This window comes from Paenibacillus sp. XP01, from assembly GCF_057364885.1.
In genome coordinates, this window is the sequence record NZ_CP139481.1 from 105,086 (window position 1) to 127,732 (window position 22,647).

The following is a 22,647-nucleotide window of genomic DNA, read 5'->3' on the forward strand; positions in this document are numbered from 1 at the left end:
AGATGAGCTTTTGCGTATTAACAAGTTTATTAGTGAAACCGGCTATTGCTCCAGACGTGAAGCCGATAAGTTGGTGGAAAGCGGAAAAGTGACCATCAATGGAGTGAAGGCGGAGCTCGGAAGTCAGGCAGAAGAGGGCGATGATGTCCGGATTAATGGCAAGCCCATTCGGGAGAAACGGAAGCATGTGTACATTGCCCTGAACAAACCGGTAGGCATTACGAGTACGACCGAGCGGCATATACGCGGCAACATTGTTGATTTCGTGGGTCATAAAGAGCGCATTTTTCCGATCGGCCGCTTGGACAAGGATTCGGAGGGTCTGATTCTAATGACCAACGATGGGGATATCGTTAACCGGATCCTGAGATCGGAGGGCCGCCATGAAAAGGAGTATATCGTGACGGTCGATCGTCCAGTGACGACGAGTTTTTTGAAAGGTATGAGCACGGGCGTGCGCATTTTGGGAGAAATGACGTTGCCCTGCAAAGTAACCCGAATATCGGAGCGAGTATTCCGCATTATTTTAACCGAAGGGAAGAATCGCCAAATACGCCGGATGTGCAGTGCCTTTGGTTATGAGGTTAAACGCCTTAAACGCGTCCGCATCATGAACATTCATTTGGGCGAACAAGCTACAGGGGTATGGAGAGAGCTGAGTGCCGATGAGAAAGAGGAACTGGGCCGCATGCTCGACTATCACCTGGAGTGACGTAGCCGGAAATCCGTACGAGCCCTGTTGTCTAAAGATGACAGGGTTTTTTATAAACGGCGAATGTATGCGCTCCCATGGATGCGGGGCAATAAAAAAACCGTCCCCCGCTAGGGAGGACGGTCCAAAAATCAATGGGTCAGCGACCTTAGTTGTTATTCTGATTCACAGACTGTGTGGCGGTGTTTCCGCTCTGGTATTTACGAATAATCGAGACCTCTACACGCCGGTTTTGGGCTCTTCCAGCCGAAGTATCGTTACTGGCAACCGGATGATATTCTCCATACCCGCTAGGCGTGAATTTGCTGGGGTCGAGAGACGCGTTCAACAACAATATTTTGAGGAAATTCAGGGCACGATCCGCACTTAAGTCCCAGTTATCCTTATATTGGCTGTTGGAAATGGGAACATTATCAGTATGGCCGGATACAACCACCTCGTACTCAGGGAATTCAACCAGCATGCTGGCAATGGCTTTGGCCAATGCGCGCGATTCCGGTTTGACAGTGGCTTGTCCCGAGGCGAACAGCGCGTTGTCGCTGATCGTGATTTTGAGCTCGGATTGGTTCAGCTTGGTGTTTAACTGGTCCGAAAGACCGTTTTGTTTAATATACTGATCCAACCGTTTTTTGAGCTTCTCCAGATCTTCCTGCTCTTTCTGGGCCATCTGCGCATCGGTGATCTGATTGGTTTTATTTTTAGTCACTTCCTGAGGTTCCTGTTTCATTTTGCCCAGATCCGTGCTGGAGTCTGTCGGGTTCATGGACGTGTGGTCCAAAACCCCTGATCCTCCATTCAATGCGCTGCTTAGCGCACTGGCCATCTGCTCGAATTTGGCTGCATCGAGCGAGCTCATGGAGAACAGCGTAATAAACAGGGCCAGGAGCAAGGTCATCAAGTCAGAATACGGAAGCAGCCAGCTCTCGTCGATATGCTCTTCGTGCGCCTCGTGTTTCTTAGCCTTTTTCACCTGAAGCCCCCTCCTTCTCCTCCAGCTGTTTACGTTCGGAAGGCGTCAGGAATACAGACAATTTTTGATTAATGGCGATGGTGGACACACCGGATTGAATGGATAACAATCCTTCAACCATCATAAGCTTGATTTCGATCTCCTGCTTGGATAACCGCTTCAGCTTATTGGACATCGGGTGCCATAACACGTAACCGGTAAAAATACCGAGCAATGTGGCAATAAATGCAGCCGCGATCGCATGGGACAATTTTTCCATGTCACTGAGATCGGCAAGCGCCGCGATCAAACCGACGACCGCCCCGAGTACCCCGAGCGTTGGAGCGTACATACCCGCCTGGGAGAAAATCAATGCACCGGCGCGGTGACGCTCTTCCGTTGCGTGAATATCCTCCATCAGGACATCGCTGACGAATTCCTGATCGTTGCCGTCAATAATCATGCGCATGCCGCCGCGCAGAAACTGGTCGTCGATCTCTTCGACTTTCGATTCAAGCGCCAGCAGACCTTCCCGACGGGTGGTGGAAGCCCAGTCCATAAACGTGCCAATCAGGGAAACGCGGTCGATCAGCTGTTGCTTTTTGAACAAAATTCCGAATAACTTGGGAATCTTTTTGACATCCGACATGGGAAATGCCATAAAAATACTTGCTGCCGTACCTACAAAAATGATCATGTAAGCTGCCGGGTTGTTTACCAGGTTGATGATGGGAGCACCCTTTAGTATCATGCCGACTACAAGGGAAACAAGTCCCAAAACGAGTCCGATAATCGTTGAAATTTCCATTATACACCTCATCCATGAGATAAAATTGAATCCTTTCGAGCGGCTTCATTCGGGCTTCCGGACGAACGTAACGCCGCATTCCGCCTAACCGGGAGGTCTCGGGAACTACCCAATAGTTAAAACGGTCATGTATAGTATTTATCGACCAAGGGGCCTTTTTTTTTAAGGTTTATTTTCAGGTATAATAGGATTAAATCCGCTCCGCAGGGGCCGAACAGGAGTGAAAAGCCAATGGGCGTAAAGCATGGACGGGATTATGAAGGAATATTGACAGATTTGACAGGGGCGATCGGCCGGATACCGGACCGGTATGTTTTTTTCGAAATGGACGAAGAAGACTGGACCCGTTTGGATGCTCCAGAGCAACTGGAGGTCGATGAAGCTTTGGCGGAGGATCTGTTCTATGCGCTCGGCACACAGCCCGTCATACCGGTGGGGAGCGGCGTCGTCATGCACGACAAGGACCTGCACCGGATTAACGTGTTGATCGGAGAAGAGGAACTGACCTTTGTTCCGTTGATCTGACCATGGGATATTTATCTTTGTTGTGGTGAACACAAAAGGTGATGCTTTCAAATCCGAGCCGGCATCGCTGCGAAACCGCGTCCTGGTTGGATTAAAGGCTTCGCCGTGGTAAGATAATAGTCATGGAAATGCGAGCGGGAGTACGGAAGGATGCCTATAATTTCCGTCCAAAGGGGAGGAAGATGACACATGGTTTTTTCGCAAGAGGAGATCGAAGCGTATTTGGAAAGGCTGGAAGGCTGGGAGCTGGAAGAGGGACGCTGGATTGTACGCAAGTTCGTTTTTTCCAGTTACATGAAGGGGATTGCGTTTGTGGATGAAGTAGCCGCGATCTCGGAGGCGTTCAATCACCATCCTTTCATTACGATCGACTATACGACCGTGACACTGCGATTGACGTCATGGGACGAAGGCGGCATTACTTCGGTCGATATCAAGGAAGCGGAACAGTATAATGAAGCTTTCGAGAAAATGAGCTCGGAATAACTGAAACGGTTATTGCATAACGGCTGGAAATGAGTGAAGCATACATGTCAGAACAGAATCAGATGAGGCCTCATATTGCTGTCGTGGGCAGCTTGAACATGGATCTGGTCGTGAAATCGGATATCATTCCGGAAGAAGGCGAGACCGTGACCGGAGAGGAGCTCCATTACCTGGCCGGGGGCAAAGGAGCGAACCAGGCTGTGGCAGCCGCGCGTCTTGGCGCCGAGACAACGATCATCGGCGCCATCGGCGACGACAGTTTCGGCCAGAGATTGATGGACAGCTTGACCGAAAGCGGGGTAGACGTTGCTCAGGTACGCGTACTGGATGAAATCGGGACCGGTACAGCCTCGATCTGGCTGTCAGGTGGAGATAACCGAATTATCGTCGTTCCTGGGGCGAACGGGAGCGTTGTGCCGGAAATGATGGATGAGGCTGATGCGGCAAAAAGCCTGAAGGAAGCGGCAGCCGTGCTGCTTCAGCTGGAGATTCCGCTGCCTGCGGTGACCCGCGCGGCTCAACTCGCGGCCGAAGGCAGCGCTCTGGTGGTGCTCAACCCGGCTCCCGCAGTGCCGGGTCTGCCTGAGGAGCTCCTGCGGTGCGTCGACGTGATTACGCCGAACCGCAGCGAGCTCGCCGTGCTTACCGGCCGGGACCACCTCCGGCCGGAAGACGTCGATGCGGCGGTCGCAGAGCTCGCCGCATCCCTCGGGGCCGCCGTCGTCACGACGCTCGGCCCCGAGGGGGCTGCCTACGCGGCTGCGCCAGGCGGCCGCGTACAGGCAGGGCAAGCCGGCGCATGCCGTGCGCCCGGCTATGCCGTGAGCGCCGTCGACACGACCGGCGCCGGCGATTGCTTCAACGGCGCGCTGGCGGTAGCCCTGGCGCGCGGCGAAACGCTGGACGCGGCCGTAGGCTTCGCCATGGGCGCGGCAGCGTTGTCGGTGACCAAGCTCGGCGCCCAGTCCGGGATGCCGACGGCGCGCGAGGTAGAGGCATTCCTCGCGGAGCGAGCGTCCAAATAGCCTTCTACAAGGCTTGGCGCTGCAGCAGCCGTGCTGCCTATGGTTTGCAATGGAAAAAGGCTCACGATCCTTCAATAGAGGGCCGTGAGCCTTTCTGCATGTGCACCCCATGCGAAGGGCCATGCTTGCGTATTATTTCTTCTCCGACAACCACATCGCAATGTTGGCGATTTCCTCTTCTTTCAGCTTGCCTTTGAAGGAAGGCATGCCGCCTTTGCCCTTGAGAATGACGGAGTAGATTTTGTCCACGTCGTCCTGGCTTCCGATCTTTTGCAGATTGGGGCCAACGGCGCCTTGAAGCTGATCTCCATGACAGGAGATACAGTTGGCTTTGACGGTCGCCTCCGCTTGGGCAGCGTCCATCGTAACTTCCGGCATGGTGGGTTTGGCCTCCTCAGCCACCTCCTCTTTCCCTGGAAGCGTAAACATTAACACGATTGCCAACGCGCATGCTGCAAAAAATATTCCGCTCATGATCCATTTGTGCATCCCTTAAGTCCCCCTCCAGAATGAAAGATCATCTTACTCCAACTGTCCATCTCATTATACCGGAACCGGGTGGGACAGCATAGCATTTTGTGGAAATTATCATAACCAATTACACCTTTGCAGGATTTGCGATGCTGGTTCACATATCATTCAATTCAACCGACTAATAGAGAGGCGGCCGTCCGGTAGAATTAAAAGCCTTCATAAACCATGCAGTGAAAAAGCTTCATTCCTTCCGGCGTCATTCGTTCATAGGTGTCGTGAATCGCAAATCCTGCCCTTTGATACACCCGAATGGCCCGATGATTCCAGGTCAGCACCTCCAGATCGATTTCATTTTCAGGATTGCGGCGCCGGGCCTCCTGGACGATGGCTGCCACGAACTCCATGCCCTGGCCCTGTCCGCAGCGCTCCGGCCTCATCCCGAGACCAATGCGCGTTACGCCTTCCAGCGGAAAGTATTGCGCGAATCCCGCTAATTCGCCATGCTCCGTGAGGACGGCGACATATTGTTCTCGTCTTAGCCGATCATCCCCAAATTCGATCTCAAGCGCCTTCATCTGTTCCCAAGGAAGGAACCCATAGATGTTGTACGGGGGATCATATGCCCAACTGCAGATCTGTTCGCCGTGTTCTTCCTGCATCGGAATAACGTTGAATGTGGTTGAACCTTCGTACACCACCGTGCCTCCTTTCCTGATGCGAAACAGGACAAGCTTTGAAAAAAGTGAAACAAAAGTCCTGTCTATTCCGTTATATATATTCATAATACGCCATTCGCCGTTTATATTATAACAGGATGGGTAAAATCATCATAAGGGCACGGACGCATGCAAAAAACCGCTGGGATCATTCCTGCGGAGAATGATGCCAACGGTTTTTGTTCAAGCTTCGTTACAGTATGACGTTGCCTAGCTTGTCCTTAGTCGAGTGCAAGCGTCTCATATGCGTCCGTGCTCATAATGCGTTTGGCGCCGATATAACGGTCAGCCCAATAGTTTTCGCTCAGGGAACTGATAGTTACACCTTTTGATGAAGAAGAATGTGCGAATTTGCCTTCGCCGACAAAGATGCCAACGTGGGAAACGCCTTTACCTGTCGTGTTAAAGAATACCAGATCGCCTGGTCTCATTTCCATGCGGGATACCGAATCGCCCATTTCGTATTGAGCGCTTGATTGACGTGCCAAATCAATGCCCAGCTTGTCGAATACATAACGCGTGAACCCTGAGCAATCGAAACCGCTAAGGGTTGTTCCACCGCTTTTATATGTAGTTCCCATTGCCGAATCAATGACTTCATCCATTTTAGAATCTGCGAATGCGCTTCCTGCCCCAAGCGATAGTGCGAATGTTAGGCTGAGTACAGCTGCGGTGATTTTCTTCTTAAACAAAAGATTTTTCCCCTTCCAACGCCTGCGAGGTTAGCTTAAGGATTCGGTTGAAGGTCCCCTATGATCCCTCTGTAGCAAGATCAATTCACCCATAACTGGTTCCCCCGCTTCCCAGGTGCCAGGAATTTGGCTTATCATGATGTGCACCTGTGAAATCAATATGACAATTTTAAGTAGTTACAATTATGAAGTTAAAGATTACAAAGTTGTTACTAAAAGATCACTGGGAATATTGTAACAGAGGTGTACCTGTTTGGCAACGTTTAACAGCAAATTTAGCAAAAAAATCCCCGACCTTAGACGGGGAAAGGTCGGGGATTGCTGATTTTAAAGCGTTTTTATAAATAAAAGTTAACATGGAGATGGTAACAAATTTGCTCGCCAACCCCTGACTTAATGTTTGGCGAGCTTGGATTGCCAAAGGCGAAAATGTGCGCATATTTTCCACAGGCTGAGGATGCAGCGTGCAAGCGGATAGGTTTGCTGCAGGATCAGTCCGGCAAGACCGGTCAACCACCAGGAGAACGAGGTGAATGCGCCGAAGAGGAGCAGGTGGAAAACACCGAGAATAAGGGCAATGCCCGTCACGGTCATAATGCTCCGGAGCGCGATCCACAGCGCGTGGAACGCGCTTTTTATCGGTTCATGGCTTTCTGGAGCCGAGACCCCGAACTGCATGTACAACAAGGCATGATGCACGATCCAGCCATAGACGATCCAGCCGGCGATATAAGGAATCCCGGGCATCAGCAGGGCGAGTGAATGGAACCCGTCCATCAGAATGGCATACAGCTTTGGCAGAAGCCAGTAGCCGGGCAACAAGATGAGCAAGGTTCGGGTCGTTTGCAGGAGCAGGATCGGCTTCCAAAGCTGGCGAATGCCTTTCACAAACGGGATACGTTCATCCGTTTGCTCGAAATGCTGCAGCGAGTACATCAGGCCGGCATGGATCAGGGGGCTGATTAGCATCCGCAAGAGCAGCATGGCCCCCAGAATCCAAAGGTATCGATGTACTTCCGGATGGGCAGACAGGCTGAGCTGGCTTTCCATTTTGAACAATAATGTGCTGAGTTCGCCCGCTTCAGGCTCGGGATAGCGCCGCAGGAGCGGCACGACTGCCGACTGTACCATCCGGAACAGGAAGTAACCCCAGACCAATTGATACAAGAATAAAAGCGCGGCAATGAACATGTGCTGGCGGACGAGAAACCAGCCTTCGCGTATTTTAGCTTTCACTGTTTCCACCTCACCATGTCAGACCTCCGAAAATGGCTTCTATTAGTTTGGTTGCGCCCAGGCTCCAGCGGAATTGGACGGGCTCATCCAGGCCGGCTTTTAAAAAATTGTTCATATGCCGGTTCTCCAGCACCATGCTGTACAGCGGATCGGTCATGGCCCAGGAGACGGGAGAAGAATAAGTGAGACGGTAAGTAATCCGCTCTTCCCGTCCATCCCATTGCTTGTTCACGACGTGGCCGTCTTCAAACACGATCCGAACGGGCACGCCCTTGTAATCACTGCCTTTTTTCTGGACCGTGATAGACGATTCATACCAGGTGTTACCTTCCTTTTGCACGGGTTTCACCGAGATTTTTTCAACCGCGAAGTCGGCCATGCCGCTGCCGTATACGTACTGGTTGAAATATTCGGACCACGAGGCTCGCGTGACCTGTTCCACCACCCTCTGAAAATCCGTGGAGGAAGGATGTTTGAACCGGTACTTTTTGACGTAGGTCGAAAGAATGCGTTCCATCGTTTTGGCGCCGACCTGCTGTTCGATGCCGAGAAGCACGAGTTTGCCGCGCGTATACACGTTGGAGGCGTAGTCATTCTGCGAATCGAACTTCCACGACTCTTGCGTAAGCGGGGCAGGGGAGGTAATGAGACCAGCTTGTACAGGCAGGTTGGGAATAAGGCCGTATTCCAGTTCCATCACCTTATCCTCGGCATAGGAGGTGAAGCCCTCATCCAACCAAGCCTCCTCGAATTCGTTGCTTGCGACCATACCGTAAAAATACTGATGCCCAATCTCGTGCACAACGGTGCGTTCCAGATCATAACCCGGGGACGTATCGTCCGCGCCAAACGCTGTAACGAGCGTTGGATACTCCATGCCGCCGGCACCGTTACCGGCTTTCGGAGGAACCACGATGGATAATGTGGAGTAAGGGTAACGCCCGAACCATTTGCTGTAATTGGTCAATGCGGCTTTGGCTGCATAGAAATAACGTTCTTTCAAGTCCTCATGGGCAGGATCCAAATATAGCTTGATGCGCACGCCAGGCACGTTGGGTGCGGAGAAGGGCTCTTCGGCATAGACGAAGTCCGGTGAGGCGGCCCAGGCAAAATCATGCACGTCGTCGGCATAGAATTGATAGATTTTTTCTCCGTTTTTTACGACAGAGGGTCTGGTTGGGAAACCTGTGGCTGCCACCTTGTATTTCTCCGGTACCCGAATGCGTACGCTATAGATGCCAAAATCCGAATAAAATTCCGAGTTGCCGTGGTACTGGTGCAGGTTCCACCCTTCAACGGCACGGTCTCTACGGCCTGCCGGCTCGTAGACGCTCAGTTTGGGAAACCACTGGCCTGCCATGACGAAATTGCCCGCGGTGCCCATTCGGGCAAAGATTTGGGGGAGCTTGACCTCAAATCGGGTATGGAGCGTGATGCTTTCTCCGCCTTTGACCGGTTTAGGCAAACGAACCTTGATTAATGTACGATCCTTGATATTACCGTCGTCCGGTTGGACATACTGCATGCGATGCATTAGGGAGAGCCCGTCCTCCGTTTTCATCTCAGTGATCGTCATGGAACCGTAACCGTTCGCCGGCATGACGTCACCTCGCAGTTTTCCGCCCGATTCTTGCATGAATGTTGTGTTTTGGGAGGAAAAGGCGTTGGGGTACAGATGAAAGTAAAGCTCGTTGACCGTCTTTTTGCCCGGATGGGTCCAAGTGAGGGTCTGCGTTCCTTGAAGGACGTTATCATCCGCCAGCTTCACGTCGATGTGATATTCCACCACGCGATCACTGAGCACTTCTGCAGTGGGTGTCTGCACGCTCTCAGGGGAGTTCGGGAGCTGTGCGGGTGCCACAGGCTTGCCCGATTCCGGAGCGAACGCGGGCAATTCGGATATTGTGGCTTGGGGTTTACCCAGAATGAACCATGCCGCTCCGGCTAGAAGAAAAAGGACAAGACATGCAGTGAGCCGGATCTTGGCGCGTCGTGAAATCATCATTCAATACCTCCCGTTGACAAGCATCTAAAGCATGTATATGTTTGCAACCGGACGATTATTAGTTAAAATATTGGTATCAACCCTTGGAGGCTAGAACATGGATCAGAACGAGCAAAACGGCAAGAAACAGATTGCCTTGAATATCGTAAGTTCAAAAAGCAAGCATAAAGGTTTTGGAGCAGGATCCATCGACCTGAACAACCTTTCCCCGGTCATCATCGACCAAGGGGAGGCCAAAATCGATATTGGTGCAATGCATGCCAAAAGCAAGGTGGAGCGAGGCATCAAATTTTCAACAAATCGGGAAGACGTACCGAACGGACGCCAGGTTTGGCTGGTATGGGTAGCCGTGGATCGCAACGAGAACGGGCAGCTGTATGGTGGAGCTACCGCGTGCGAGATGTGGATCGATACAGAGGCAAAGCGAGGCTGGAAATTGCTTGCAGATCACGTCAATCGTATGGACTACGCACTGAAACGCCGCATTATGCTGGATGAGCTTGGACCAGCGGAACGTGCGGCGCTCAAGAATTTGCTGATTTCCCACAATGAAGATTGGTGGAACGCTTCCCCGGATGAGTTGAAAGAAGCGTTGGCATAACAACGAAGCATTGGCGTAACTGCCGCTTGCATCATCAGGGTTTAACCTGATTGAACGAACGTCAAAAGAGCCCTGCAGCCTGATTCATTCGGCTTGCAGGGCTTTTCGTTATGCCGCATTGGCTGCAGCGGTATTATTCGTCATTTGGATAATTCGGAAAGGGTGGGGTCAATAGCGCTATTCCACCCACCAGCGTTTAAAGTCCTTCCACCAGGAATGCTTTTCCTCCTGCAGCGCTTGTTCGCTCTGTTGATCAGGCTTACTGTGGTCTGCAGCATCTTTAGGATCCGAATCGGCACCCCGGCATACATCGGTTGGTTCCGTTCCCGCCATAAACACTTCGAGCCGCTTCTCTGCGCAACCGTTGCCTGCCAATTGTCCGGTTTCCGGATTGATGTACACGCTCACGACGTTATCCGGTACCGGGAATATTTTGGGCGGCACGCTCGCCAGCGCCTGTTCGGTAAATTGGGCAAAGATGGGGGCAGCCCGTCTTCCGTCCGAGGTGGTTATGGATTTTCCTTGATCATAACCCACCCATACGGCAGTGGACAGCTCGGGCGTGAAGCCGACAAGCCAGGCATCGGTGTTGGTTGTGCCGGTTTTGCCTGCCACGGGGCGCTTCATCGTTGCCGATACCCGGTTGCCGGTTCCGCCACTCTCGAACACACTCTCCATTAAACGTGTCAGAACATACGCTGCAGAGGGCTCAACGACCGTTTCTGCCTTGGTTTGCGGCGCTTCATACAGCACTCTTCCGGCTGCATCCGTTATCTGGAGAATTGCGACGGGCGGGGTACGCTGCCCGCCTGCGGCGATAACGGAAAACGCCGAGGCCATCTCGAGCGGGCTGACTGGCGAAGTGCCGAGCGCAAGGGAAGGCACCGGGCTGAGGTTGCTTGTAATCCCCAACGTATGGGCCATGTCCACGACCTTTTCCGGTCCGATCTTCATGATCGTATTGACCGCATAGATATTGTCCGAAGCTGCTATGGCTTGCCTCAAATCAATTTCGCCCAAATACTTGTCTCCAAAATTGCCGGGCTTATAGGTTTTGCGGTCGTTATCATAATGGAACAAGGTAGGTTCACTATTAAAGATGGAGGCACTCGTGAGCTGTTTGGACTCCAGTGCCGCCAAATACATGATCGGTTTGAAAGCCGAGCCTGGCTGGCGGGTCGTTGCCAGCACATGATTGATCTGGCTGGTGCGATAATTTTTGCCGCCGACCATCGCTTTGATATACCCGGTTCGCGGGTCAATGGAAATCAGGGCCGTTTCCAGCTCGCTTTTGGGATCCATGCCTTTAGCTACAGCGTCCTCGGCTGCTTTTTGCATGCGCAGGTCAAGGGTGGTATAGATATTCAGTCCTCCATGGTCCAGCATGGCTTCACTGATGCCCAGCTCGTTGATCGCCAGGCTGCGGATATAGTCACGGAAATAAGGTGCCTGCTCCACCGTTTTGCGCTCGCTTTCCGGCTTGAAGGAGAGTATTTCCTCATAGGCCTTATCCGCCTCGGATTGCGTGATTTTTCCGGTTTCCGCCATGGAATTCAGTACGATGCGCTGGCGGTCTTTGGCGTTTTTCATATGATTATATGGAGAGTAATAGGTCGGACCCTTCGGGATGCCGGCGAGCATGGCGCTTTCCGCCAAGTCGAGCTGATTGGCCGATTTGCCGAAATACATTCTTGCGGCTGATTCGATTCCATACGCTCCATGACCGTAATAAATCTCGTTTAGATACATCTGCAGAATTTCATCCTTGCTGTACTTCATCTCCAATTGAGCGGTATAGATGGCTTCCTTGGCTTTTCGGGTCCACGTCTTTTCATGGGACAGATACAGGTTGCGTGCAAGCTGCTGGGTGAGCGTGCTGGCCCCCTGGGACATTTGCATATGCTGCAGATTGACCAATACGGCCCGTCCCAGTCCGCGAATGTCGAAACCGTGGTGGTCATAAAACTTGCGGTCTTCAACAGCCAACGTCGCGTTGATCAGGTCAGGAGAAATGGCATCAAGCTGCACGGGAACCGAATCTTTGCCTCCGGCAGAAAACGTGGCGATGACCTCGCCCTGGCTGTCCAGCAGCCTGGAATTCCGGTCAGAATCGGCTAAAGGCAGACTGGTTGCATATAAATAGACAAGTCCCGCAGCTGCAGCGATGAGGCTGAGCATGAGGAGCAGGGACAGGCCTTTGATCCACTTCCATAGGCGGAACCCGCGTTTGCGGGTCTTCTGGGCAGGTTGTTTCATGGGACGGGCTCCTTTCTTTTATTTCCAGTATGGGATTCTGTTGTAAGGTATATTCAGTTTAGCCGGAGTCCTTGTAAATTGTAGCATTTTCACGGAAAAAAACCGTTTTGCAGATGAAACATCTATCGCGTATAATGCAAAAGGGTAATGAAAAGGTACTGTTCAGCACAACATACAGAAGGCACGATCCATTGATCGGTATAACGCTGTGTAGTTTGGTTGAATGGTACGATACGGCTTATCATCTGATCCGGTTTGTCTCCTGTCGTAAATGAAATGAGTGCGGACTTTCCCGCTGGCCTCAGCGAGTTCCGTTGCCAAGGCCGAATTGTTGGACGAGTTCGGACGTTCCTGATGGCGAAGCTTTCGGGACGCCCTGAGCATCAACTATACGGAAAGAAGGTAGGATCATGGAATTGTGGTTTACGGAGAAGCAGACTCCCACATTCGGGATCACTGCGAAGATCAAACAGACCTATGTTCATGAGCAAACGGAATTTCAGGATTTGGCGATGATTGAGACAGAAGAGTTCGGCAACATGCTGGTGTTGGACGGAATGGTCATGACCACGGTAAAAGATGAGTTCGTGTACCATGAAATGGCGGCTCATCCTGCCCTGAATACACATCCGAACCCGAAAAGGGTTCTGGTCGTGGGAGGCGGCGACGGCGGCGTGATTCGCGAGGTCATCAAGCATGATGCCGTAGAAAAAGCCGTTTTGGTTGAAATCGACGGCAAAGTCATCGAGTATTCCAAAACATATTTGCCCGAAATAGCCGGCAAACTGAACGAGCCTAACGTTGAAGTGCTCGTGAATGACGGCTATATGCACATTATTGAACATAAAGACGAATACGATGTCATCATCGTTGATTCGACGGAACCCGTAGGTCCTGCGGCGCCTTTGTTTGAACGCGGTTTCTACCAAGGCATATACGAAGCGTTGAAGGAAGACGGCATCTTTGTGGCCCAGACAGATAACCCCTGGTTCAAGGCGGATCTGATCCAAAAGGTCAACAAGGATGTTAAAGAGATTTTCCCGATCGTGCGCGTATACGGGTGCAATATTCCGACATACCCGAGCGGCCTTTGGACGTTCACGATGGGCAGCAAGACGCATGACCCGCTCAGCGTCGACGAGACTCGAATTCCCGAATTGGATACCAGGTATTATTCCTCGCGATTGCATAAGGCAGCCTTTGTGCTCCCCAAATTCGTGGAGGACCTGACGAAATAAGGAGGACATTATTCATGAAATTGGATCAAGCCTATTCCGGCAACGTATTTATTTGCAGCTCCGAAGATTACGAAAACTCCAAAGCGGTGATTTACGGCATGCCGATGGACTATACCGTCAGCTTCCGTCCCGGCTCTCGTTTCGGCCCGTCCCATATCCGCCAGGCATCGGTTGGTCTGGAAGAGTACAGCCCATACCTGGATAAAAGCATTGTGGATATGACGTACTTTGATGCAGGCGATCTGCTTCTGCCTTTCGGCAATGCCGGACGCAGCCTTGACGTCATTAGCGAATACATCGGCGGCCTGCTGGCGGATGACAAATTTCCGATCGGTCTTGGCGGGGAACATCTCGTCACTTGGCCAGTTATTCAGCAAATGCACAAAAAGTATCCGGACCTGATCCTGATTCATATCGATGCGCATGCTGACCTGCGCGAGCAATACGAAGGCGAACCGCTGTCCCACTCTACGCCGGTACGCAAAGCTGCCGAGCTGATGGGCGGCAAAAACATTTATCAATTCGGTATTCGTTCCGGTTCCCGCGAAGAGTTCCAATATGGCCGCGAAAACATCAACTTTTATCCGTTCGAAGTAGCCGCCCCGCTGAAGGAAGCTCTGCCAAGCATGGGCAACCGTCCGGTATACGTGACGATCGACATCGACGTGCTTGACCCGTCGGCTGCGCCAGGCACAGGTACCGCCGAAGCGGGAGGCATTACGTCCAAAGAGCTGCTTGAAGCGGTACACTTGATTGCAGGTTCCGGCGTGAACGTTGTGGGCTGCGACCTGGTCGAGGTGGCTCCGATCTACGATCCGACGCAACAGACGCAAATCGTTGCAGCAAAACTGATTCGCGAAATGCTGCTTGGATTCGTGAAGTAACCGAGAATAACGACGTCCTTTCTCTTCGTCAGGTTATGGCCTGCGTGGAAGGGGACGTTTTTTTTATGGCCGTATGGTTTGTTGTAACGAGCGCTGATACCTTTGCCATGGATCAGACACGGACGGTGGAACGATGTGGAAGCAGCGGTTGTCCTGGGATCGAACCACTACGATATACGCTCTGACTTTTGGCTAAACACGAAATGGATATGAATTAATAATTTTGTTATTTCATATATCGAACCACAATTTGAAGGTACAGTGTGATTTGCAGCCCCGTTGGTGTTTCCGAGAGGATCTTCCTTGCTGTGATAAGCTGGAAAGTCTTTTTTTGTACGGTGATAATAACGGTTGAAACCTATGCCAAAAAATAGTATTGTAAGCGATAACAATATAATTTGGGGAGGTAGGAATTATGGTTGATGTTATTTTAAATTCAAATTCCGATAAAGGATTAATAAATCGCAATATTTATGGTCACTTTTCGGAGCACTTGGGACGGTGCATCTATGAGGGATTATGGGTGGGGGAGGACTCGCCCATTCCGAATACGGACGGCATTCGCAATGACGTGTTGACAGCGCTGCAGAAGCTGAATATTCCGGTACTGCGGTGGCCGGGCGGATGCTTCGCCGATGAATATCACTGGAAAGATGGCGTCGGCCCCAAAAGCGAACGCGCGCGCATGATCAACAACAACTGGGGCGGGGTGGAAGAAAACAACCATTTTGGCACGCATGAATTCCTCCGTTTGTGCGAATTGCTCGGCACAGAGCCTTACATTAGCGGGAATCTGGGGAGCGGAACCGTTCAAGAAATGCAGCAATGGGTCGAATACATCACGTTTGACGGCGAATCCCCGATGGCGAACTGGCGCAAATCCAACGGGCGTGAAAAGCCCTGGAAGCTGACCTATTTCGGGGTGGGGAACGAAAACTGGGGCTGCGGCGGAAACATGAGACCCGAGTATTACGCCGATGAATATCGCCGTTACTCCACATATGTGCGCAATTATTCCGACAACCGCATTTTCAAAATCGCCTGCGGTCCCAATGAGGACAACTATGAATGGACGGAAGTGCTGATGCGCGAAGCAGCACGTTTCATGGACGGATTAAGTCTGCACTATTACACGCTCCCGACAGGGAACTGGCAGGATAAAGGGGAAGCGACCGGATTTGACGCAGCAGCCTGGTTCCGCACTTTGAAACGCACGCTTCATATGGAAGAATTGATCGTGAAGCATTCGGAGATTATGGACAAATACGATCCGGAGAACAAGGTTGCGCTGATCATCGATGAGTGGGGGACGTGGTACAACGTGGAGCCGGGAACCAACCCGGGTTTCCTGTACCAGCAAAACACGATGCGGGATGCGCTTGTGGCGGGAATTAACCTGAACTTGTTCAACAATTACAATAAACGGGTGCAAATGGCCAATTTGGCGCAGATCGTCAATGTGCTGCAAGCTCTTGTGCTGACCGAGGGCGAGCGTATGCTGCTTACTCCGACGTATCACGTCTTTGACATGTATCAGGTGCATATGGACGCGCAGCGATTGGAATTGAACTATGAGAGTCCGGCATACACTTTCGGGGATGAGACCATTCCTCAGCTTAGCTTGTCCGCGTCCCGCAATGCGGAGGGAGTCGTTCATGTAACGGCGTGCAATCTGAGCCACACGGATGAATTGGAAGTGGTTTGCCGTCTGGACTCCTTCCAAACTTCCGATGCGGCATCGGTAACGGGGCGAATCCTCCACCATGACGACTTCGGGGCATACAATACATTTGAAGAACCGAACCGGGTTCAATTGGCGGATTGGAGCGATCTATCGCTAGAAAACAACGAATTGCGCTTCACGCTCCCTCCCGCATCCGTCGGCGTGATTGCGTTGAAGGCATGACGGCGCCAATGTCCCAAACGGATGAACGCACGAATCGGCAGGGACGCTGCAAAGGATGCAGCGAGGAGCACGGCGTGCAGATCAGCGAGGCCAAACTGGCCAAACTCGTGAAGCTGGCTTCTCGGGCTCGCGCGGTTGTGACGGATGAGCGATACGCTAATCGGCTATCCATCTGTTCAAGTTGTCCGGGTTTGCAGTACGGGACCACCTGCCGTTACTGCGGCTGCATTGTTCATGTGCGCGCCAAACTGGCCGATTCGGTCTGTCCGTACCCTTATGAGCCGAGATGGAATTGAACGCTTGCGAATAATGAACGAATTTGGATGGAGCTGTACACAATAAGTGCAGCTCTTTTTTGTCGCGGCTGGGCAAAAACTCTGAATTTGGATTTGAATTGAACGGTTGAACTGGATATAGTTATACAGTAGAGATTTTGAATGTATGGGAATCAAATGAGACATACGCAAAGAAATGCGCGGGAGGCCGAGCGTTTTCCGTATACTGAATGCGTATAGCGGTCGTGACGGGGGATGGGTTGTTCTCACCAGCCGCCCCGCTTTGTGCCGTCTTCGAATATATTGGAGGTTGTAACATTCATGTCGAACATGCGACCGGTTCGGATCCGGCTGCACAGCCGTTATGATGGTGAAAATGTAGTGCAGGATCTTCAGGGGGAAGCGACGCTAAAAGGAAAGGCATTATACGTGCGTTACGTAGAGCCTGAAGCGGGCCCGCAGGGCGGCATCACCCGCACGACCCTGAAGCTCAGTGCACAATCCATCAAGATCATGCGCCACGGCGAGGTGGAGTCGGAGCAGACGTTTGAGCTTGGGCGCAAGCTGCCCGGGTTTTATCGTTCGCCTTACATGTCGTTTGCGCTGTCCACGCACACCCGGAAAATGGAGCTTTCCATGGACGGGTTAAATGCAAAAGCGGCGTGGAGCTACGAATTTTACCGATTTGATGAAGCATCCGGACATTTTGCGATTAGTTTGCATATACAGGAGGAACCAATTTCATGACACGTAATCCACTCGATACGATTAACGAACGGGTAAGCACGGCTGTTGGCAATGCCATCGTGGCTGCAGGCATTGTTTCGCAGGAAGAGCTGCCTGTCATCACGCTTGAAGTGCCACGCGACAAAGCACACGGCGATCTGGCTACGAATGCTGCGATGCAGCTGACCAAAATTGCGAAGCGCAATCCTCGCCAAATTGCGGAAGAGATCATAAACCATCTGAATCTGGCGGAAGCCGGCATCGAAAAGGCCGACATTGCCGGACCAGGTTTCATCAACTTCAAGCTGGACAAGAGTTATCTGTACCCTGTGCTGGAGCTCGTGCAAGAGCAAGGCGAAAATTATGGCCGCATCAATGCGGGTGAAGGCCGCAAGGTCCAAGTGGAGTTTGTCAGCGCCAATCCGACAGGAAGCCTGCATTTGGGACATGCTCGCGGTGCGGCTGTCGGCGATGCGCTGTGCAACGTTCTCGATTTTGCGGGATATCAGGTTACCCGCGAGTACTATATTAACGATGCCGGCAACCAGGTATTCAACCTGGCTCGTTCCATCGAAGCCCGTTATTTGCAGGAGCTCGGCCAGGATGCCGAAATGCCGGAAGACGGATACCATGGAGAGGACATTATCGGTTTCGCGAAGGAACTCGTGGCGGAGAAGGGCGAAGAGCTGTTGTCCATGAGCCCTGGGGACCGTGCGGCGTATTTCCGCGACTATGGCCTGGAAAAGGAATTGGACAAAATCAAGCGTGACTTGGGACGCTTCCGCGTGCCATTCGACAATTGGTTCAGCGAAACATCGCTTTACGACAACGGTGAGGTGCTGCGCGTTCTTGACGAGCTGCGCGATCGCAACGAAATTTACGAGCAAGACGGGGCGACTTGGCTGAAAACGATGCAATACGGCGACGACAAAGAGCGTGTATTGATTAAAAACGACGGAACGTATACCTACCTCACGCCAGACATTGCCTATCATCGCGACAAGTATGCTCGTGGTTACGACATCATGATCAACATTTGGGGAGCGGACCATCATGGTTACATTCCGCGGATGAAAGCGGCCATGCAGGCACTCGGAAACGATCCTGCCAAATTGGTCGTGCTGATCGCGCAAATGGTCAGCTTGTTCCAGAACGGCGAGAAAGTGAAGATGTCAAAACGTACGGGCAAAGCGGTAACGATGGAGGACTTGATGGACGAAGTCGGCGTGGATGCCATCCGTTATTTCTTCACGATGCGCAGCATGGACTCCCATCTGGATTTCGACATGGACCTCGCCATTTCTACCTCGAATGAGAATCCGGTGTTTTACGTGCAGTATGCGCATGCTCGCGTATGTAGCGTATTCCGCCAAGCGGAAGAGCAGGGCATTCAATTGCTGCCGATCTCCGAGATCGACCTTTCGAAGTTGAACACGGAGCATGAGTATGATTTGCTGCGCAAAATCGGGGAACTTCCAGAGGAAATTGCTGCTGCGGCAGCCGGTTATGCCCCTCATCGCATGATTCGATACGTGTATGAGCTGGCATCCCTGTTCCACAGTTATTATCGCGCTGAACGCGTCATCACCGAAGACGCTGCTCAAACCCAGGCGCGTCTGGCGCTGATTGGTGCCGTTCGTACCGTGATCGCGACAACGCTCCGTCTGGTCGGCGTGTCCGCACCGGACAAAATGTAATTACATGACAGGCGCTCTGGCGCGCCTGCGCTGAGAAGCCTCCATGCATGCTGCGGGTTACGCCTGGCCTCATGTATGGAGGCTTCTTTTTCCTGCCTGCGCGGGCAGACCGTTCCGACCTACTCACGTTTCTCCTGCATCAGCTTGAGAGCATCGATCTCTCCGCCTCGAACTTTGGGCTTGGCGGTCGATGGTTTGCGGGCTCGCAACGGCACGGTTGCGCGTTTGACCAACGTTTTGATTTCGCCCGGCGACAAGCCGGGGTATTTGGCGAGCAGCAGGGCAATGGCTCCGCTGACATGAGAGGTGGCCATGGACGTGCCGCTCATCTCATGATGTTTTCCGTGGACCCAGGAGGAGACGATTTTGTCGCCTGGAGCATAAACATCCACGTAGGTGCCGCGATTGCTGAATGGCGCAATGCGCCGATTTTTGTCGGTGGCCCCAACGGATATTGTCTGCGGATAACGTGCCGGATAATCGATGCTGCGTCGTTTCCCGTCATTTCCTGACGATGCAACGATAACGATTCCAGCTTGGTAAGCGCGATTGACCACGTCGAGCAGGGCTTTGCTGCGCGTTTTCATGCCGAAGCTCATATTGATGATGTCGACCCGGTTGCGCACGCACCAATCAATGCCAAGGACGATATCGGATACGAATGCGGAACCGTTATGGTCGAATGCCTTTACGGGATAGATCAGGGAACGCGGGGCAACGCCGATCATGCCTGCCGTGCTGTTGGCTGCGGCGATGGTTCCTGCAATGTGGGTCCCGTGACCGTTGTCGTCGTGCGGAAGCAGGCTTCGATTGAGGAGATTGATCCCTTGGGCGAGTGAGTAGCGCAAATCGGGATGGTGGAAGTCTGCCCCGGTATCAATCACGCCGATTTTGACCCGATGTCCGGTGGAAACAGACCAAACCTTGGGTGCCCGAATCTGCTTGACGCCCCAAGGGATGCCTTGAACGCTGCTTGGTTTGTTGTAAAGGGCTGCGGTATGGATCATGACTTTCTGATCCTTCTCCAGGGTCAGATCATTTCCGAAACGAACCAATTCCTCAGGGCATGGCAGTGGAGCGATAATGGAACGCGCCAACCGGGAAGAGCGAACGGTTCCCAGGCCGGCGATCTCGTTTCGCATCCGGGATAATTGCATCAGACAAGCTTCATACTGCCCGGGTCTGGCGAAACGAATCAGATACCGTTCACTCTGCTCTGGTTCAAGGCGTTGCATTCCTTCCGCCAAATGATGCAATAAGCCGGTATAGTCCATATTGGGAGCCCCCTTCGGGATGAACATGCTGAAGTATTCTATGAATGCGTTCATCCCGGCGCATGGGGAACTTGCCCTTTTTTTGCGAAAACCCACTCCCTCCGTGTCAAAACGGGGACAGAAACATATGATGGATAGAGGGTTGGAGGGCTCTTGCGGGGACCCAGGGCGAGGAACAATCCTTTAAGGGCATACAGTCAGAAAGGCGGAGGAAACTCCGTCTTTTTCCCATTTGGCGTGCCCAGCTAAGCACGCATCTTCTAGCCGGTGAAAGTCCGGTCGCAGGAGGGGCCAAGCCCCTGCGTAGCTAGGATACTTGCGTATAGCGAAATCTGTGCGCAAAAGCGTATCGACGAAAGTACCTGTCAGAGACAGGGCGAGCAACAAGCCAGGCTGTAACATGAAGTGAATCCTGCCGCGTCGTTAAAAAGGCCTCGCAAGAGGGACAAGAGGAAGCCGAGTCTCGCGAATGTGGACGAAGGCCATGGAAGCTGCAAAGAACTTGGAACAACAGCGAAGAATCCTCCGGCGTATAGGGAGCAGCATGGAATGAAAGAGGATGCAGTGAACTGGGGAGACCCTCCCCCACACGGAATTTTTTTTAGGAATTCGTAAAGAGACATTCTATAAGTCTAAAAGACGAAGTGAAACGTCTGTGGGAAGGGAGTCCGAGGGGCTCATAGTACCGAAGAACCCAAGGACAACATAACCTTGGGGAGGGAAGGAGCCCTGCTTTGTTTATGCTTTTGGAGGAGGTACGAGTGAGTGAATGCCAGACGGCTAACAACACCAAAGGAAAAAGTTCAACAACTCCAAGAAAAGCTAGGTCATGTGGCCAAGAAGAACAACAAGCGTAAATTCCATGCTTTGTACGACAAAGTCTACCGGTGGGATGTCTTGCAGGAAGCCTGGAGACGAGTGAAAGCGAACAAAGGAGCGGCAGGTGTAGATGCTGTGACGCTGGCTGACATAGAGGAACAAGGAGAACTGACTTTCCTCAAGGACTGCGAAGGAGCGTTGAAAGAAGGCAACTACCATCCACAGCCTGTACGGCGGCACTACATCCCAAAGAAAGATGGGAAGCAAAGACCGCTGGGCATACCCACCGTGCGCGATAGAGTCATCCAGATGGCAACGAAACTCGTGATCGAACCTATCTTTGAAGCAGATTTTGAGGATGTATCTTATGGATTTCGTCCGAAACGAAGTGCGAAAGGAGCGCTGGAACGAATTCGGAAAGCCTGCAACCGCAAAGGGAATTGGGTAGTCGACGTCGATATCCAAGGTTACTTCGATAACATGAATCAAGAGAAGCTCATGAAATTGGTACAAATGCGTATCAATGACAGGAGGATCTTGAAGTTAATCCGGAAGTGGCTTGAAGCGGGAATCATGGAAGAAGGAAACGTACGGCGTTCTGATTTAGGAACACCGCAAGGTGGTGTCATATCTCCACTGCTCGCGAATATCTATCTGAACTACTTTGACCGATTGTGGGAGAAACACGGAAGTGGAGTGGGAGAACTGACAAGATATGCAGACGATTTTGTGGTGGTTTGCAAAACCAAAAAGGACGCGGAGCATGCGTATGAACTTATACGCAGAATCATGGAACGTCTAGAGCTAACCCTGCATCCGACCAAAACCCGCATTGTAGGCTTATGGACGGGAAACGAAGGATTCGACTTTTTAGGGATGCACCACCGAAAAACGAAAGCAGAAACGTCGCAAGGGAAGGTATATTACACCACGCAGCAATGGTTAACCAAAAAGGCAGAAGAACGTATTCGTGGAGTCGTTAAAGAGCGATTATCCCCGCCAAGTATGCGATCCAGATCGTTTGCAGAACATGTGAAATGGCTCAATCTGAAGATTCAAGGGTGGAGAAATTATTATTACACAAGCTACAGCCAGAAGAGACTAGCAAAGCTGGATTGGTATATTTTGCAACGGTTAACCCGGTGGTACGCGAAGAAGAGACAACGCAGAAAATGGATGGGTTCAGTAGCTGAGGTTAAAAATATCGCCGCCCAATATGGACTAAAAACGCTGTTGTAATTTGCATGCCCATGAACGAAGAACATCGGAAAGCCGTATGAGGGAAAACCTCACGTACGGTTTGATGAGGAGGGGCTGGGTTTTGCCCAGCCTTTTACTCTAGA

21 protein-coding genes and 1 riboswitch are annotated in these 22,647 nt (G+C 51.9%); of the genes, 12 read left to right on the forward strand and 9 right to left on the reverse strand.

Annotated features, from left to right (window positions below; genetic code table 11):
• The first annotated feature begins 10 nt into the window (after positions 1–10).
• Complete coding sequence (rluF, locus tag SNR34_RS00485; protein WP_343262790.1) at positions 11–712, forward strand: 23S rRNA pseudouridine(2604) synthase RluF; 702 nt, start codon at positions 11–13, stop codon at positions 710–712.
• A 148-nt stretch (positions 713–860) separates the two neighbouring features.
• On the opposite strand, the gene motB is transcribed toward rluF, so the two are convergent.
• Positions 861–1,682 carry a flagellar motor protein MotB gene (gene motB / locus SNR34_RS00490; protein ID WP_339275500.1) on the reverse strand — a complete coding sequence of 274 codons (822 nt, stop codon included), beginning with the start codon at positions 1,680–1,682 and terminating at the stop codon, positions 861–863.
• Complete coding sequence (motA, locus tag SNR34_RS00495; protein ID WP_236421487.1) at positions 1,669–2,469, reverse strand: flagellar motor stator protein MotA; 801 nt, start codon at positions 2,467–2,469, stop codon at positions 1,669–1,671. The genes motB and motA overlap by 14 nt, the downstream gene beginning before the upstream one ends.
• Positions 2,470–2,700: 231 nt before the next feature.
• Between motA and SNR34_RS00500 the strand changes: the two genes are divergently transcribed.
• The 3 genes from SNR34_RS00500 to rbsK all read left to right on the forward strand — a co-directional run bounded on the left by SNR34_RS00500 (position 2,701) and on the right by rbsK (position 4,505).
• Complete coding sequence (locus SNR34_RS00500; protein ID WP_236421488.1) at positions 2,701–2,994, forward strand: hypothetical protein; 294 nt, start codon at positions 2,701–2,703, stop codon at positions 2,992–2,994.
• A gap of 189 nt (positions 2,995–3,183) precedes the next feature.
• Positions 3,184–3,480, forward strand: a complete 297-nt coding sequence (locus tag SNR34_RS00505) for a 4a-hydroxytetrahydrobiopterin dehydratase (RefSeq protein WP_236421489.1) — start codon at positions 3,184–3,186, stop codon at positions 3,478–3,480.
• Positions 3,481–3,524: 44 nt separating this feature from the next.
• Entirely contained in the window at positions 3,525–4,505 is a 981-nt protein-coding gene (gene rbsK / locus SNR34_RS00510) for a ribokinase (RefSeq protein ID WP_486180933.1), read from the forward strand.
• A gap of 132 nt (positions 4,506–4,637) precedes the next feature.
• Here the strand turns inward: rbsK and SNR34_RS00515 are convergent, their stop codons facing one another.
• The 5 genes from SNR34_RS00515 to SNR34_RS00535 form a co-directional block, all read right to left on the reverse strand.
• Positions 4,638–4,994 carry a c-type cytochrome gene (locus tag SNR34_RS00515; RefSeq protein WP_236421491.1) on the reverse strand — a complete coding sequence of 119 codons (357 nt, stop codon included), beginning with the start codon at positions 4,992–4,994 and terminating at the stop codon, positions 4,638–4,640.
• A gap of 191 nt (positions 4,995–5,185) precedes the next feature.
• Positions 5,186–5,638 (reverse strand): GNAT family N-acetyltransferase, encoded by a 453-nt coding sequence (locus tag SNR34_RS00520; protein ID WP_236421515.1) that lies wholly within the window; start codon positions 5,636–5,638, stop codon positions 5,186–5,188.
• A gap of 278 nt (positions 5,639–5,916) precedes the next feature.
• A complete protein-coding gene (locus tag SNR34_RS00525) occupies positions 5,917–6,387 on the reverse strand; it encodes a C40 family peptidase (protein WP_438286911.1) in 471 nt (156 codons plus the stop codon).
• A 4-nt stretch (positions 6,388–6,391) separates the two neighbouring features.
• A riboswitch (cyclic di-AMP (ydaO/yuaA leader) is annotated at positions 6,392–6,529 on the reverse strand.
• Between the two features lie 251 nt (positions 6,530–6,780).
• Positions 6,781–7,623 carry a hypothetical protein gene (locus SNR34_RS00530; protein ID WP_486180934.1) on the reverse strand — a complete coding sequence of 281 codons (843 nt, stop codon included), beginning with the start codon at positions 7,621–7,623 and terminating at the stop codon, positions 6,781–6,783.
• A 10-nt stretch (positions 7,624–7,633) separates the two neighbouring features.
• Positions 7,634–9,625, reverse strand: coding sequence for a M1 family metallopeptidase (locus tag SNR34_RS00535; protein WP_486182375.1), 1,992 nt, complete (start codon positions 9,623–9,625; stop codon positions 7,634–7,636).
• A gap of 100 nt (positions 9,626–9,725) precedes the next feature.
• On the opposite strand from SNR34_RS00535, the gene SNR34_RS00540 reads away from it, so the two are divergent.
• Positions 9,726–10,229: a YwhD family protein gene (locus SNR34_RS00540; protein WP_236421493.1), complete on the forward strand. Its 504-nt coding sequence runs from the start codon at positions 9,726–9,728 to the stop codon at positions 10,227–10,229.
• A 177-nt stretch (positions 10,230–10,406) separates the two neighbouring features.
• Here SNR34_RS00540 and SNR34_RS00545 read toward each other — a convergent pair whose 3' ends face one another.
• Positions 10,407–12,485, reverse strand: a complete 2,079-nt coding sequence (locus SNR34_RS00545; RefSeq protein ID WP_343262792.1) for a transglycosylase domain-containing protein — start codon at positions 12,483–12,485, stop codon at positions 10,407–10,409.
• Between the two features lie 410 nt (positions 12,486–12,895).
• On the opposite strand from SNR34_RS00545, the gene speE reads away from it, so the two are divergent.
• From speE to argS, 6 genes are all read left to right on the forward strand, one after another.
• The gene (gene speE, locus SNR34_RS00550) at positions 12,896–13,723 is read left to right on the forward strand and encodes a polyamine aminopropyltransferase (RefSeq protein WP_236421495.1); all 828 of its coding nucleotides are present in this window, start codon (positions 12,896–12,898) and stop codon (positions 13,721–13,723) included.
• A gap of 14 nt (positions 13,724–13,737) precedes the next feature.
• Positions 13,738–14,607, forward strand: coding sequence for an agmatinase (gene speB, locus SNR34_RS00555; protein ID WP_236421496.1), 870 nt, complete (start codon positions 13,738–13,740; stop codon positions 14,605–14,607).
• Positions 14,608–15,022: 415 nt separating this feature from the next.
• Entirely contained in the window at positions 15,023–16,513 is a 1,491-nt protein-coding gene (locus SNR34_RS00560; RefSeq protein ID WP_486180935.1) for an alpha-N-arabinofuranosidase, read from the forward strand.
• Between the two features lie 8 nt (positions 16,514–16,521).
• A complete protein-coding gene (locus tag SNR34_RS00565) occupies positions 16,522–16,809 on the forward strand; it encodes a DUF6171 family protein (protein ID WP_486180936.1) in 288 nt (95 codons plus the stop codon).
• 300 nt (positions 16,810–17,109) lie between these two features.
• A complete protein-coding gene (locus tag SNR34_RS00570) occupies positions 17,110–17,535 on the forward strand; it encodes a YwiB family protein (RefSeq protein ID WP_236421499.1) in 426 nt (141 codons plus the stop codon).
• Entirely contained in the window at positions 17,532–19,211 is a 1,680-nt protein-coding gene (gene argS, locus SNR34_RS00575; protein ID WP_343262796.1) for an arginine--tRNA ligase, read from the forward strand. The genes SNR34_RS00570 and argS overlap by 4 nt, the downstream gene beginning before the upstream one ends.
• 119 nt (positions 19,212–19,330) lie before the next feature.
• Here argS and SNR34_RS00580 read toward each other — a convergent pair whose 3' ends face one another.
• Positions 19,331–20,485, reverse strand: a complete 1,155-nt coding sequence (locus tag SNR34_RS00580; protein WP_486180937.1) for a S8 family peptidase — start codon at positions 20,483–20,485, stop codon at positions 19,331–19,333.
• Positions 20,486–21,250: 765 nt separating this feature from the next.
• On the opposite strand from SNR34_RS00580, the gene ltrA reads away from it, so the two are divergent.
• Positions 21,251–22,543, forward strand: coding sequence for a group II intron reverse transcriptase/maturase (ltrA, locus tag SNR34_RS00585; protein WP_236421567.1), 1,293 nt, complete (start codon positions 21,251–21,253; stop codon positions 22,541–22,543).
• The last annotated feature ends 104 nt before the right edge of the window (positions 22,544–22,647 follow it).